Source organism: Xanthomonas indica, from assembly GCF_040529045.1.
Taxonomy (GTDB): domain Bacteria; phylum Pseudomonadota; class Gammaproteobacteria; order Xanthomonadales; family Xanthomonadaceae; genus Xanthomonas_A; species Xanthomonas_A indica.
The window spans coordinates 1,313,328-1,325,748 of sequence record NZ_CP131914.1; the positions used below are offsets into that span (position 1 = coordinate 1,313,328).

At 67.7% G+C, this 12,421-nt stretch carries 12 protein-coding genes; 9 read left to right on the forward strand and 3 right to left on the reverse strand.

Annotated features, from left to right (window positions below):
* Positions 1 to 7 precede the first annotated feature (7 nt).
* The 6 genes from atpA (at position 8) to Q7W82_RS05685 (ending at position 6,070) form a co-directional block, all read left to right on the forward strand.
* Positions 8 to 1,555, forward strand: coding sequence for a F0F1 ATP synthase subunit alpha (atpA, locus tag Q7W82_RS05660; protein WP_026143773.1), 1,548 nt, complete (start codon positions 8 to 10; stop codon positions 1,553 to 1,555).
* A gap of 116 nt (positions 1,556 to 1,671) precedes the next feature.
* Positions 1,672 to 2,535 carry a F0F1 ATP synthase subunit gamma gene (gene atpG / locus Q7W82_RS05665; protein WP_160946285.1) on the forward strand — a complete coding sequence of 288 codons (864 nt, stop codon included), beginning with the start codon at positions 1,672 to 1,674 and terminating at the stop codon, positions 2,533 to 2,535.
* A gap of 119 nt (positions 2,536 to 2,654) precedes the next feature.
* On the forward strand, positions 2,655 to 4,061 hold the full coding sequence (gene atpD, locus Q7W82_RS05670; protein ID WP_017910295.1) for a F0F1 ATP synthase subunit beta: 1,407 nt from the start codon (positions 2,655 to 2,657) through the stop codon (positions 4,059 to 4,061).
* A gap of 144 nt (positions 4,062 to 4,205) precedes the next feature.
* Entirely contained in the window at positions 4,206 to 4,628 is a 423-nt protein-coding gene (locus tag Q7W82_RS05675; RefSeq protein WP_019796279.1) for a F0F1 ATP synthase subunit epsilon, read from the forward strand.
* 32 nt (positions 4,629 to 4,660) lie between these two features.
* On the forward strand, positions 4,661 to 5,029 hold the full coding sequence (locus Q7W82_RS05680; protein WP_242159673.1) for a hypothetical protein: 369 nt from the start codon (positions 4,661 to 4,663) through the stop codon (positions 5,027 to 5,029).
* Between the two features lie 462 nt (positions 5,030 to 5,491).
* The gene (locus Q7W82_RS05685; RefSeq protein ID WP_242159674.1) at positions 5,492 to 6,070 is read left to right on the forward strand and encodes a chorismate mutase; all 579 of its coding nucleotides are present in this window, start codon (positions 5,492 to 5,494) and stop codon (positions 6,068 to 6,070) included.
* A 610-nt stretch (positions 6,071 to 6,680) separates the two neighbouring features.
* Here the strand turns inward: Q7W82_RS05685 and Q7W82_RS05690 are convergent.
* Positions 6,681 to 7,064, reverse strand: coding sequence for a GtrA family protein (locus tag Q7W82_RS05690; RefSeq protein ID WP_242159675.1), 384 nt, complete (start codon positions 7,062 to 7,064; stop codon positions 6,681 to 6,683).
* A 141-nt stretch (positions 7,065 to 7,205) separates the two neighbouring features.
* On the opposite strand from Q7W82_RS05690, the gene glmU reads away from it, so the two are divergent.
* The 3 genes from glmU (at position 7,206) to Q7W82_RS05705 (ending at position 9,516) form a co-directional block, all read left to right on the forward strand.
* Positions 7,206 to 8,573: a bifunctional UDP-N-acetylglucosamine diphosphorylase/glucosamine-1-phosphate N-acetyltransferase GlmU gene (glmU, locus tag Q7W82_RS05695; RefSeq protein ID WP_242159676.1), complete on the forward strand. Its 1,368-nt coding sequence runs from the start codon at positions 7,206 to 7,208 to the stop codon at positions 8,571 to 8,573.
* Between the two features lie 3 nt (positions 8,574 to 8,576).
* Positions 8,577 to 9,098: a GNAT family N-acetyltransferase gene (locus tag Q7W82_RS05700; RefSeq protein ID WP_242159677.1), complete on the forward strand. Its 522-nt coding sequence runs from the start codon at positions 8,577 to 8,579 to the stop codon at positions 9,096 to 9,098.
* Positions 9,099 to 9,216: 118 nt separating this feature from the next.
* Positions 9,217 to 9,516, forward strand: a complete 300-nt coding sequence (locus Q7W82_RS05705; protein ID WP_242159678.1) for a hypothetical protein — start codon at positions 9,217 to 9,219, stop codon at positions 9,514 to 9,516.
* Positions 9,517 to 9,699: 183 nt separating this feature from the next.
* Here the strand turns inward: Q7W82_RS05705 and Q7W82_RS05710 are convergent, their stop codons facing one another.
* Positions 9,700 to 11,055 (reverse strand): HAMP domain-containing sensor histidine kinase, encoded by a 1,356-nt coding sequence (locus Q7W82_RS05710; protein WP_019797852.1) that lies wholly within the window; start codon positions 11,053 to 11,055, stop codon positions 9,700 to 9,702.
* Positions 11,052 to 12,389 (reverse strand): sigma-54 dependent transcriptional regulator, encoded by a 1,338-nt coding sequence (locus Q7W82_RS05715; protein ID WP_160946290.1) that lies wholly within the window; start codon positions 12,387 to 12,389, stop codon positions 11,052 to 11,054. The genes Q7W82_RS05710 and Q7W82_RS05715 overlap by 4 nt, the downstream gene beginning before the upstream one ends.
* Between the last annotated feature and the right edge of the window lie 32 nt (positions 12,390 to 12,421).

The following is a 12,421-nucleotide window of genomic DNA, read 5'->3' on the forward strand; positions in this document are numbered from 1 at the left end:
AACCAAGATGGCAACCACGCTCAACCCCTCCGAAATCAGCGAACTGATCAAGAACCGCATCGAGCAGGTCAAGCTGGCCGCGGAGTCGCGCAACGAAGGTACGGTCACCAGCGTGTCCGACGGCATCGTGCGCATCTTCGGCCTGGCCGACGTGATGCAGGGCGAAATGATCGAACTGCCGAACGACACCTACGCCCTGGCGCTGAACCTGGAGCGCGACTCGGTCGGCGCCGTGGTGCTCGGCGACTACGAGAACCTGCGCGAAGGCGACGTGGCCAAGACCACCGGCCGCATCCTGGAAGTGCCGGTCGGCAAGGAACTGCTGGGCCGCGTGGTCAACGCGCTGGGCGAGCCGATCGACGGCAAGGGCCCGCTGGGCACCAGCCAGACCGCGCCGGTGGAGCGCGTGGCGCCGGGCGTGATCTGGCGCAAGTCGGTCGACCAGCCGGTGCAGACCGGCTACAAGTCGGTCGACGCGATGATCCCGATCGGCCGCGGCCAGCGCGAGCTGGTCATCGGCGACCGCCAGACCGGCAAGACCGCGCTGGCCATCGACGCGGTGATCAACCAGAAGAACACCGGCATCAAGTGCGTGTACGTGGCGATCGGGCAGAAGGCCTCGACCGTCGCCAACATCGTGCGCAAGCTGGAAGAGAACGGCGCGCTGGCGCACACCATCGTGGTCGCCGCGACCGCCTCCGAATCGGCGGCGATGCAGTACATCAGCGCCTACGCCGGCTGCACCATGGGCGAGTACTTCATGGACCGCGGCGAAGACGCGCTGATCGTGTACGACGATCTGTCCAAGCAGGCCGTGGCCTACCGCCAGATCTCGCTGCTGCTGAAGCGCCCGCCGGGCCGCGAAGCCTACCCGGGCGACGTGTTCTACCTGCACAGCCGCCTGCTGGAGCGCGCTGCGCGCGTGTCCGAGGAGTACGTGGAGCAGTTCACCAAGGGCGAGGTCAAGGGCAAGACCGGTTCGCTGACCGCGCTGCCGATCATCGAGACCCAGGCCGGCGACGTCTCCGCGTTTGTGCCGACCAACGTGATCTCGATCACCGACGGCCAGATCTTCCTGGAAACCGACCTGTTCAACGCCGGCATCCGCCCGGCGGTGAACGCCGGTATCTCGGTGTCGCGCGTCGGCGGCGCCGCGCAGACCAAGATCATCAAGAAGCTCTCCGGCGGCATCCGCATCTCGCTGGCTCAGTACCGTGAGCTGGCGGCGTTCGCGCAGTTCGCCTCGGACCTGGACGAAGCCACCCGCAAGCAGCTCGAGCGCGGTCAGCGCGTCACCGAGCTGATGAAGCAGAAGCAGTACATGCCGATGTCCATCGCCAACCAGGCGCTGTCGATCTACGCGGTCAACGAGGGCTACCTCGACGACGTGCCGGTCAACAAGCTGCTGGCGTTCGAAGAGGGCCTGCACGCCCACTTCGCCAACACCCAGGGCGAGCTGATCGCCAAGGTCAACGACACCGGCGACTGGAACGGCGACATCGAGGCCGCGTTCAAGAAGGGCATCGGCGAGTTCAAGACCACGGGTAGCTGGTAAATCAGTTGCAGGGAATCGGGAATAGAGAATAGGGAATCGTAGGAGCGGGATCCGGGCTTGCCCATTTCCGATTCTCCATTCCCCATTCCCACGAAGCGAGCAAAGCGAGCGAGAGCATGGCAGGCGGACGCGAAATCAAATCCAAGATCAAGAGCGTGCAGAACACCCGCAAGGTGACGCGCGCGCTCGAGATGGTCTCGGCCTCCAAGATCCGCAAGGCGCAGGATCGGATGAAGACCTCGCGTCCGTACGCGCAGGCGATGAAGCAGGTGATCGGGCATCTGGCGCAGGCCAGCACCGACTACACCCATCCGTTCCTGGTGCAGCGCGAGTCGGTCAAGCGCGTCGGCTACATCGTGATCTCCTCCGATCGCGGCTTGGCCGGCGGCCTGAACAACAACCTGTTCCGCAAGATGCTGGGCGAAGTGCGCCAGTGGCAGGACCAGGGCGCGGGCGTGGACGTGGTCACCATCGGCCAGAAGGCCTCGGTGTTCTTCCGCCGGCTCAAGGTGGACATGGTCGGCAGCGTCAGCCACCTGGGCGACCAGCCGCGCGTGGAGCAGTTGATCGGCGTGATCAAGGTGATGCTGGATGCGTTCACCGAAGGCAAGCTGGACCGCGTGTATCTGGTCTACAACCGCTTCGTCAACACGATGACGCAGAAGGCCAGCTTCGACCAGCTGCTGCCGCTGCCGGCGGCCGAGAGCCAGGTCGCGCACCACGACTGGGACTACCTGTACGAACCCGATGCCGCGAGCGTGCTCGAGCACGTGATGACGCGCTACATCGAGTCGCTGGTGTACCAGGCGGTACTGGAGAACGTGGCCTCCGAGCATGCGGCGCGCATGGTCGCGATGAAGGCGGCCAGCGACAACGCCAGCAAGCTGATCAGCACCTTGCAGTTGGTCTACAACAAGGCGCGCCAGGCCGCGATCACCCAGGAAATTTCCGAAATCGTCGGCGGCGCGGCCGCTGTGTAGCCGGGAATAGGGAATGGAGAAACGGGAATGGTCGCAACATCGCTCGATCTTCCCATTCCCGATTCCCCGTTCCCCATTCCCGACACCAGTTTCGAACAGACATTAGTGGAGTTATCCAAATGAGTCAGGGCAAGATCGTTCAGATCATCGGCGCGGTCGTCGACGTCGAATTCGCGCGTGCCGATGTGCCGAAGGTGTACGACGCACTGAAGGTCGACGGCACCGCCATCACGCTGGAAGTGCAGCAGCAGTTGGGCGACGGCGTCGTGCGCACGATCGCCCTCGGCTCCACCGACGGCCTCAAGCGCAACCTGGTCGCCACCAACACCGGCCGTGCGATCTCGGTGCCGGTCGGCGCCGGCACGCTGGGCCGCATCATGGACGTGCTGGGCCGCCCGATCGACGAGGCCGGCGACGTGCAGGCCACCGACCATTGGGAAATCCACCGCGCGGCGCCGACCTACGAAGACCAGTCCTCGGCCACCGAGCTGCTGGAGACCGGCATCAAGGTCATCGACCTGATGTGCCCGTTCGCCAAGGGCGGCAAGGTCGGCCTGTTCGGCGGCGCTGGCGTCGGCAAGACCGTCAACATGATGGAACTGATCAACAACATCGCCAAGGCGCACTCGGGTCTGTCCGTGTTCGCCGGCGTGGGCGAGCGTACCCGCGAGGGCAACGACTTCTACCACGAGATGAAGGACTCCAACGTCCTGGACAAGGTGGCGATGGTGTACGGCCAGATGAACGAGCCGCCGGGCAACCGCCTGCGCGTCGCGCTGACCGGCCTGACCATGGCCGAGTACTTCCGCGACGAGAAGGACGCCTCGGGCAAGGGCAAGGACGTGCTGCTGTTCGTCGACAACATCTACCGCTACACCCTGGCCGGCACCGAAGTGTCGGCGCTGCTGGGCCGCATGCCGTCGGCGGTGGGCTACCAGCCGACCCTGGCCGAGGAAATGGGCGTGCTGCAGGAGCGCATCACCTCGACCAAGTCCGGCTCGATCACCTCGATCCAGGCCGTGTACGTGCCCGCGGACGACCTGACCGACCCGTCGCCGGCGACCACCTTCGCCCACCTCGACGCCACCGTCGTGCTGTCGCGTAACATCGCCTCGTTGGGTATCTACCCGGCGGTGGACCCGCTCGACTCGACCAGCCGCCAGCTGGACCCGAACGTGATCGGCCACGAGCACTACGACACCGCCCGCCGCGTGCAGTCCACCTTGCAGAAGTACAAGGAACTGAAGGACATCATCGCGATCCTGGGCATGGACGAACTGTCCGAAGAGGACAAGCAGGCCGTGTCGCGCGCGCGCAAGATCGAGCGCTTCTTCAGCCAGCCGTTCCACGTGGCCGAAGTGTTCACCGGCTCGCCGGGCAAGTACGTGTCGCTGAAGGACACCATCCGCGGCTTCAAGGCCATCGTCGACGGCGAATACGACCACCTGCCGGAGCAGGCCTTCTACATGGTCGGCGGCATCGAGGAAGCGGTCGAGAAGGCCAAGAAGATGGCCGAGAAGGCGTAAGAGCCGGGATTCGGCATTCGGGATTAGGGATTCGCAAGGCGGCATCGAGGACAAGGGAGTGGGAGTGAGGACAAGGCGGCGCGACTGCTTTGCCCAATCCCCAATCCCCAATCCCCAATCCCGCCTCGCGCCAGCGAGGTAACCATGAGCACCATCCGTTGCGACATCGTCAGCGCCGAGCATGAGATCTACCACGGCGACGCCACCCTGGTGGTCGCGACCGGCGAACTGGGCGAGTTGGGCATTGCCCCGAAGCACGCGCCGTTGATCACCCGGCTCAAGCCCGGCAAGGTGGTGGTGACCACCCCGAGCGGCGAGCAGTTGGATTTCGCCATTTCCGGCGGCATCCTCGAGGTGCAGCCGCAGGTGGTGACGATCCTGGCCGATACCGCGATCCGCGCGCAGGACATCGACGAGGCGTCGGTGCGCAAGGCCAAGGAAGAAGCCGAGCGCCTGCTCGCCAACCGCGGCGAAGGCATGGACGTGGCCGAGGCGCAAGCCAAGCTGGCCGAAGTCACCGCGCAGTTGCAGGCGCTGGAGCGCCTGCGCAAGAACCTCAAGCACTGACACGGCGCGCGCCGGTAGACCAGGGGGCAGCTGTGGGCAAGGCGATCGCCTATCTCGTTATCGTCCTGGTCGGCGTGCTGCTGCTGCGCAGCACCGGGCTGTTCGATGGCATGTTCAGTCGCGGCAATCTGCAGGAGCGTGACGACTTCTGGCAAAAGACCGCCAGTGCAGAAGCCCCGGTCGGAACCGCAAAGACGGCGGTGGAGGCGCTCGCGTCGCGCCATGGTGTCGTGCTCGAGTGTTTCAGTTCCTCGCTCACCCCGCCCGTGACCGAGTGCAATGGCGTCGATCCGACCGCCAAGGGCGGCACGGCTGGCCATCCGGTGACGCTGCAACTGAACTTCACGTTCCACGGCGACACATTGGCTGCGTTCGAGACGAGCCGGCGGGTCCTTCAGTAGACCAAGCCTATCCGCTTCGCCCCGGCCGGCACCGATGGCGTGCAGGCGGCCTGGCGCAGGTCACGCAGGCAGTGGCACGCGCAAGAGCGATTGTTCGACAAGTGCGGTGGACGCATCGGCGTTTGCGGGCGTCGTCGCGTTCCATGCAGCCGCTCAGCCATGGTGCCGTGCCGCGCTGACCGCTTTCGCCCGGGAGTTCGACGGCTCGCCCTCGTTCTGCGACCTGTCGGCCAAGCGTTTTGTGGACACGCTGCGCTTATGCGCATTCTTTGACCCTCGTCGCGCCGCCGCCGCCGCGCACTGCGACGCAGCGCACGGCGCTGGCTTGCTGGTCGCTGACTCGGCAGTGCCGCCATGCGACAAGACGCGAGTGTGGTCATCGTCCGGTCCGTGGACTGCGGCAAGATGGCGGCCCGATCTGCGGTCCATCCCCCATCCGCAGACGGTTACCGGAGAATCGAGATGAGCCTGTCCGCTTCCGTTCCTCGTCCCTGCGTCCATGCGCTGACCGCCATGCTCGCCGGCGCCATGTTGATGGGATGTGCCTTGCCCGCGCGCAGCGCCACCCCGCTGGAGCCGCTGCTGGACCGCATCGTCGAGCGCAATGCGATCGGCGACCAGGTCGCGCTGAGCAAGTGGGACAGCGGCAAGCCGGTGCTGGATGCCACGCGCGAGGCCGCGGTGCTGGCCAGCGTGCGCGAGCAGGCGCCGGCCCACGGCGTGGATCCGGACGATGCGGCGCGCTTCTTCGGCATGCAGATCGAATCCAACAAGCTGGTGCAGTACGAATTGCTGTCGCGGTGGCACCTGCGCGGCCGCGCGCCCAACAGCCCGCGCCCGGACCTGACCGCGCTGCGTGCGCGCCTGGATCAGTTGCAGGGTGAGATGCTGGATGCGCTGCAGGCCAGTGCTGCGGTGCGCCAGGCGCCCGACTGCCCGGCCACGACCGCGCGCGCGGCCGAGGCCTATGCGCTGCGCTGGCAGCTGGACCAACTGCACCGCACCGCGCTGGTGCGCAGCCTGGGCGATTTCTGCCACTGAGTCGCGGAGAGCCTGGCCGGCGACGTCTGGCCTGCGTCGGAGCGGCGGAGTTGCTTTGGCTCTCCGCGCTCCTGATGTGGGTCCGACGGCCGGGCTCCACGCGTCGCGACCGAAGTCGCTCCCACAGGGGGATACTCCTGGCGTCCGCTGGGCCGGTTGTGGGAGGGGCTTCAGCCCCGACAGCCGTCGCCGCTGATCATTGCCCGGTCTTCGTTCGTCGCGACTGAAGGCAGCTCCCGTAGCGATAGAAGGCACGCTCGTAGGAGCGGCTTCAGCCGCGACACGCTCTACCTGTAACGCCCTGTCGCGGCTAAAGCCGCTCCTACGGTGCACCAATGGTTATTGGCGGAAAAGGTGGAGGGAGGCGACCTGAAGCCGCTCCCATGGGAGCATTGCTGTGTCTGGTTGGTCTGCTGCGAGAGGAGTGTTCAGTCCAGCAGCTTTCGACGTCGGCCTTTGCCCGGTCTTTGCTTGTCGCGCCTGAAGTCGCTCCCACACGGATGCTTCTGACATCCGCTGGGCCTATCGTGGGAGGGGCTTTAAGCCCCGAAGTCGTCCGCGAGGAGCGCGTCGATCGGAGACCTCTTTCTGCCTGCCGCGCTCGCCAGCGCTAGCGGTAGACCAGCTGCCGGCCCAGGAAGAACGACACCACCGCCAGCATGCCTTCGACCAGCGGTTTGGCCAGCCAGGCCAGGCGCAGGCCCAGCGCGTGGGCGCACAACGCCACCAGCCAGGTGCTGAGCGCGGTGAGCACGAGCCACATGGCCATGAAGCGGCCGAAGCGGCGCCAGCCCAGGCGCGCATCGTCGCCGTTGGCGAAGGTGATGCGGCCGTTGAGCCAGAACCCGAGCAGGGCGCCGCAGACGCGGCCCAGCACGTTGCCCGGCACGGCGGGCATGCCGGCCGCGGTGGCGGCGACGAACACGCTCCAGTCGACCAGCAATTGCAGCAGGCCGATCAGCAGGAACTGGCTGCCCTGGCGCAGGAGACCCATGAACATCCGCAGGAGAAGACGATCGCGCATGCTAGCGCTTGCCGCGCCGATGTACAGCCCGTCGTGCGTGCGGCGGTCGTGACGGCAAGCGCGGCCGGCACGCTCTAGAATTCGTCGTCCACCCGCAACGGAACCGCCCCCATGAGCCTGCCCCTGCACGTCGTGATCCTCGCCGCCGGCGCGGGCAAGCGGATGAAGTCGGTCAAGCCCAAGGTGCTGCAGCCGATCGCCGGCCGGCCGATGCTGGCGCATGTGATCGAGACCGCGCGCCACCTGCAGCCCGATGCGATCCACATCGTCCATGGCCACGGTGGCGAGGCGGTGCTGGCGGCCTTCGCCGACCAGCCGGACCTGCTGTGGGCCGAGCAGGCGCAACAGCTGGGCACCGGCCATGCGGTGCAGCAGGCGATGGCGGCCGTGCCCGACGCGGCCACGGTGCTGGTGCTGTACGGCGACGTGCCGCTGATCCGCGCCGAGACCCTGATCCGCCTGCTGCATGCGCCGGGGCGCTTGGCGGTGCTGGTCGCCGAACCGGAGGATCCCACCGGCTACGGCCGCATCGTGCGCGATGCCGCCGGCAAGGTCGCGGCGATCGTCGAGCAGAAGGACGCCGACGACGAGCAGCGGCGCATCCGCACCATCAACACCGGCATCGTCACCGCCGAGTCCACCGCGCTGAAGCGTTGGCTGGCGCAGCTGCGCAACGACAATGCGCAGGGCGAGTACTACCTGACCGACGTGTTCGCCGCCGCCGCCGCCGAGTTCACGCCGGCGGAGATGGTGCTGGTGGCCGATCCGATCGAGGCCGAGGGCGCAAACGATCCCTGGCAACTGGTGCAACTGGAACGCGCCTGGCAACTGCGGGCGGCGCGTGCGCTGTGCGAACAGGGCGTGCAACTGATCGACCCGAACCGCCTGGACCAGCGCGGCCGGGTGCGCGCCGGCCACGACGTGTGCATCGACGCCAACGTGATCCTGGAAGGCGAGGTGGAGCTGGGCGACGGCGTCAGCATCGGCCCGTTCGTGCGCCTGAAGGACGTGGTGCTGGGACCGGGGACGGAGGTGCGCGCGCATTGCGACCTGGAAGGCGTGGTGACCGAGGGCGCGGTGCAGATCGGGCCATTCGCGCGGCTGCGCCCGGGCACGGTGCTGGCCGACGGCGTGCACATCGGCAACTTCGTCGAGACCAAGAAGGCGGTGCTCGGCGTCGGCAGCAAGGCCAATCACCTGACCTACCTGGGCGATGCCACCATCGGCAGCGGCGTCAACATCGGCGCCGGCGTCATCACCTGCAACTACGACGGCGTGAACAAGTCTCAGACCTCGATCGGCGATGGCGTGTTCGTCGGCTCCAACAGCGCGCTGGTGGCGCCGCTGGAGATCGGGGAGGGCGCGACCATCGGCGCCGGCTCGGTGATCACCCGCAGCGCGCCGGCCGGCAAGTTGAGCGTGGCGCGGGTGCGCCAGGAAACGGTCGAGGGCTGGAAGCGCCCGGGCAAACGCGACTGAGGCATGGCCGGACGCATTCGTTTGGCGCGCGAGCAGGAGCTTGCGCGGTTGCTGGAGATCGAGCGGCGCGCCGGCGCCCTGTTGCAGGGCCATGCGGCACAGGCCGTGTTCGCCGCACACACGCTGGATGCGCAGGCGTTGCGCGCCGGGCTTGCACGCGGGCAGCTGTGGGTGGCGCTGGACGAAGACGGTCATTGCGCCGGTTATCTGCTCGGCGGGCGGCTGGACGACGGCTTTCATGTGCAGCAGATGGATGTGGACCCCGATGCAGGCCGCCGTGGCCTTGGTCGTGCGCTGCTGCGGCATGCGCGCGCGGCCGCGATGGAGGCCGGCTTCCCGTGCATGCTGCTCACGACCTTGCGCGATGTGCCGTGGAATGCCCCGTTCTACGCCAGCGCAGGCTTCGCCGAGCTGCCGCCTGCGCAATGGGGGCCGCAGTTGCGCGCCACCTGGCAACAGGAAGCCGCGCTCGGCTTCCCGATGCACCTGCGGGTGGCGATGCGTTGCCCGTTGCCGTCGCACTGAGCGCGTCCGCGGCGGGTCGCCGAGCCTGCGGGTGTGGCGACTGATACTGTACGCCGCTGGGAGAGCGGCGATATCGCCGCGACAGTCAACACAGGGGAACACCATGAAGCGACTTGTCATGGCGTCAGCGCTGACGCTGCTGAGCTTTCAGGCGACCGCGTTCGATCGCGTGCATGCAAAGATCAGCAAGATCTATTCGGAATCCAATCGATTCACCCTCGTCGTCGCCGATAGCGACATCCCGCAGCAATGCGGCGGTGTCTTCTACGAGGTGTATCGCGACGAAGCGACGCCGCACTTCAAGGAACTGTATTCGCTGGCCTTGGCCGCGTTCACCAGCAAGGCCAACGTCGAGATCGTGGTCAAGGGCTGCGCCGACGTCGACCGCGCCGTGATCGACCACATGGCGATCTACTGAGCACCGCGCCCGGTGTGTCCGGGACGCGTCAGGATGAACCAGGGGTTTTCGCTGAAACGGAGCGCAGTGCGGCGATCACGGCTTGCCTAGCTGTGCTCACGCTCGTCGGGCCCCGGGCCCCGGGCCCCGGGCCCCGGGCCTCGACTCTCACTCCCAATTCCCAATCCCCAATCCCGAACAGAATCAGCCGCGCTCCCCCTGCGGCAGCTGCACGGTCACGCACAATCCGCCTTCGTCGCGGTTGTGCAGCGACAGGCGGCCGCCGTGGGCCTCGACGATCTCGCGGGTCAGGGCAAGGCCCAGGCCGGTTCCGTTGCGCTTGGTCGAATAGAACGGCATCAGGGCGTTGTGCAGCACCGCCTCGTTCATGCCGCTGCCGCGGTCCAGCACTTCCAGGCGCAGCCAGTCCGGGCGGGTGGACACGCGCACCCGCACGCCATCGGCCGGTGTCTGCCCCTCGGGCAGGGATTCGTGCGCGTTCTTGACCAGGTTGAGCAGGGCCTGCTGCAGTTGTGCCGGATCGACCCGGCTGTGCAGGTCCGGCGCCTCCAGTTCCAGCGCGAACGGGATGTGCTGCTGCAGCCCGGCCAGGAACTGCGCCCAGTGCACGGTCTGCAGCTGCGGCTGCGGCAGCTTGGCGAAGCGCGCGTAGCCGCGGATGAAGCCTTCCAGGTGCCGCGCGCGTTCCTCGATGGTGCCGAACACCTCTTCCAGCCTTTCCACCTTCTGCCGCCGCACCAGCTCGGCACCGGAGTGCGCCAGCGAGGCGATCGGCGCCAGCGAGTTGTTGAGCTCGTGGCTGATGACCCGGATCACCTTCTTCCAGGTGTGCACTTCCTGGCGACGCAACTCGGCGGTGAGCAGGCGGATCAACAGCAGCTCGTGCGGGCGGCCGTTGAGATGGAAGCGGCGCTGCGACAGGTGGTAGATCTGCTCCTCGTCCGGATCCTCGTCGCCGCCTTCGATGGCGAACAGGCTGTCGCCGCCGCGCGAGATCGCTTCGCGCAGCGGCGCCGGCACGCCCAGCAGCAGGTCGTCCAGGCGCTGGCCTTCCAGCTTCCAGCCGCTATGCAGCAGCTTGCGCGCGGCCAGGTTGGAGAACACCACGCGGCGCAGGCCGTCGCCGCCCTTGGAGGTGAGCAGCATCGCCACCGGGGTGTTCTGCACCATGGTGTCGAGCATCAGTTCGCGCTGCGCCAGGCCCTGGCGCTGCTCGCGCAGGATCTCGCCGAGCTGGGCGTGTGCGGCGACCATCTCGCCCAGTTCGTCGTCGCCGCGCCAGTGCACGCCGAAGTTGTATTCGCCGTCGCGGTAGCTGCTGACGGTGCCGGCTAGGGCGCGGAACAGCGAGCGCATCGGTGCGGTGGCGCGGCGCAGGGTCCACCACATCAACAGCAGCAGGGCCAGCGCCGAGGCCGTCACCACTTCCCAGCCGCGGTCCATCCAGTAGGCCAGCAACCACGGCAAGGCGGCGGCTAGCGCCAGCACCGGCAGCAGGCGCAGGAACAGCATGACGGTGAAGGAGCGGCGCAGTTTCATTCGCGCGGGATGCCGTAGCGGTCCATGCGCCGGTACAGCGCCTGCCGGCTCATGCCCAGTTCGGCGGCGGCCTGGGCGATGACGCCGTGCGCACGGCCCAGTTCCGCCACGATGCGCTCGCGATCGGGTTCGGCGGCGGCGGTCACGCGCGGCGCTGCCGGCTTCGGCAGGTTGAGGTCGGTGGCCTCGATCTGTGTGCCGCCGGCCAGCAGTTCGGCGCGCTGCACCACGTTGCGCAGTTCGCGCACGTTGCCGGGCCAGGCGTGGCGCTGCAGCGCCTGGCAGGCGCCGGCCGACAGCGGCTTGTCGCCGGACAGGAAGTGCTCGGCCAGCGGCACGATGTCGCCAGGGCGCTCGGCCAGCGCCGGCAGCGACAGTTCCACCGCGTTGAGCCGGTAGTACAGGTCCTCGCGGAACGTGCCCTCGCGGATCATCGCGGTCAGGTCGGCATTGGTGGCGCTGATCACCCGCACCTTGACCTGCCGCTCGCGGTTGGAGCCCAGGCGCTCGAAGCGGCCGGTTTCCAGCACCCGCAGCAGCTTCATCTGCCCGGCCAGCGACAGGTTGCCGATCTCGTCCAGGAACAGGGTGCCGCCGTCGGCGGCCTCGAACTTGCCCTCGCGCACCTTGTTGGCGCCGGTGTAGGCGCCGGCCTCGGCGCCGAACAGCTCGGCCTCGATCAATTCGGCCGGGATCGCGCCGCAGTTCAGCGCCACGAACGGGCCGCGCCGCACCGAGGAGTTGGCCTGGATGATCTGCGCGATCTTCTCCTTGCCGCTGCCGTTGGGGCCGGTGATCAGCACCGGCAGTTCCGAGCGCGCGACCTGGCAGGCCAGGGCGATCGCGCGCTCGCTGGCGGGGTCGGCGAACACCGCGCCGCACAGGTCGTAGCGCTGCGCCAACTGCTGGCGGTGGCGGCGCTCACCGTCGCGGCGGCGCTCCAGTTCGCGGCGGGTCTCGGACAGTTCCAGCAGGTTGTTGACCGTGGTCAGCAGCTTGCGGTCGTCCCAGGGCTTGGCCAGGTAGTCGGCGGCGCCGGCCTTGACCAGTTCCACCGCGCTGCTGAGCTGGGTCCAGGCGGTCAGCAGGATCACCGGCAGGTCCGGGTGGCGCGCGCGGATCGCATCGAACAGGGCCACGCCTTCCTCGCCGGAAGTGGTGTCGGCGGTGAAGTTCATGTCCTGCAGCACCAGGTCGATGTCGCCCTCGCTCAGGCGTTGCAGGCCGGCCTGCGGGCTGTCGGCGTAGACGGTATCGATGTCGTGCAGGGAGAACAGCACTTCCAGCGCGGTGGCGACTGCGGGGTTGTCGTCGATGATCAGCAGGCAGGGCATCGTGCACCTTGGGCGCGGGCGGGCGCGCTGGC

What these genes read in the sequence shown, in the direction of transcription:
- atpA (WP_026143773.1), top strand. Translation starts at nt 8, where the DNA reads ATGGCAACCACGCTCAACCCCTCCGAAATCAGCGAACTGATCAAGAAC.
- atpG (WP_160946285.1), top strand. Translation starts at nt 1,672, where the DNA reads ATGGCAGGCGGACGCGAAATCAAATCCAAGATCAAGAGCGTGCAGAAC.
- atpD (WP_017910295.1), top strand. Translation starts at nt 2,655, where the DNA reads ATGAGTCAGGGCAAGATCGTTCAGATCATCGGCGCGGTCGTCGACGTC.
- Q7W82_RS05675 (WP_019796279.1), top strand. Translation starts at nt 4,206, where the DNA reads ATGAGCACCATCCGTTGCGACATCGTCAGCGCCGAGCATGAGATCTAC.
- Q7W82_RS05685 (WP_242159674.1), top strand. Translation starts at nt 5,492, where the DNA reads ATGAGCCTGTCCGCTTCCGTTCCTCGTCCCTGCGTCCATGCGCTGACC.
- Q7W82_RS05690 (WP_242159675.1), bottom strand. Translation starts at nt 7,064, where the DNA reads ATGGGTCTCCTGCGCCAGGGCAGCCAGTTCCTGCTGATCGGCCTGCTG.
- glmU (WP_242159676.1), top strand. Translation starts at nt 7,206, where the DNA reads ATGAGCCTGCCCCTGCACGTCGTGATCCTCGCCGCCGGCGCGGGCAAG.
- Q7W82_RS05700 (WP_242159677.1), top strand. Translation starts at nt 8,577, where the DNA reads ATGGCCGGACGCATTCGTTTGGCGCGCGAGCAGGAGCTTGCGCGGTTG.
- Q7W82_RS05705 (WP_242159678.1), top strand. Translation starts at nt 9,217, where the DNA reads ATGGCGTCAGCGCTGACGCTGCTGAGCTTTCAGGCGACCGCGTTCGAT.
- Q7W82_RS05710 (WP_019797852.1), bottom strand. Translation starts at nt 11,055, where the DNA reads ATGAAACTGCGCCGCTCCTTCACCGTCATGCTGTTCCTGCGCCTGCTG.
- Q7W82_RS05715 (WP_160946290.1), bottom strand. Translation starts at nt 12,389, where the DNA reads ATGCCCTGCCTGCTGATCATCGACGACAACCCCGCAGTCGCCACCGCG.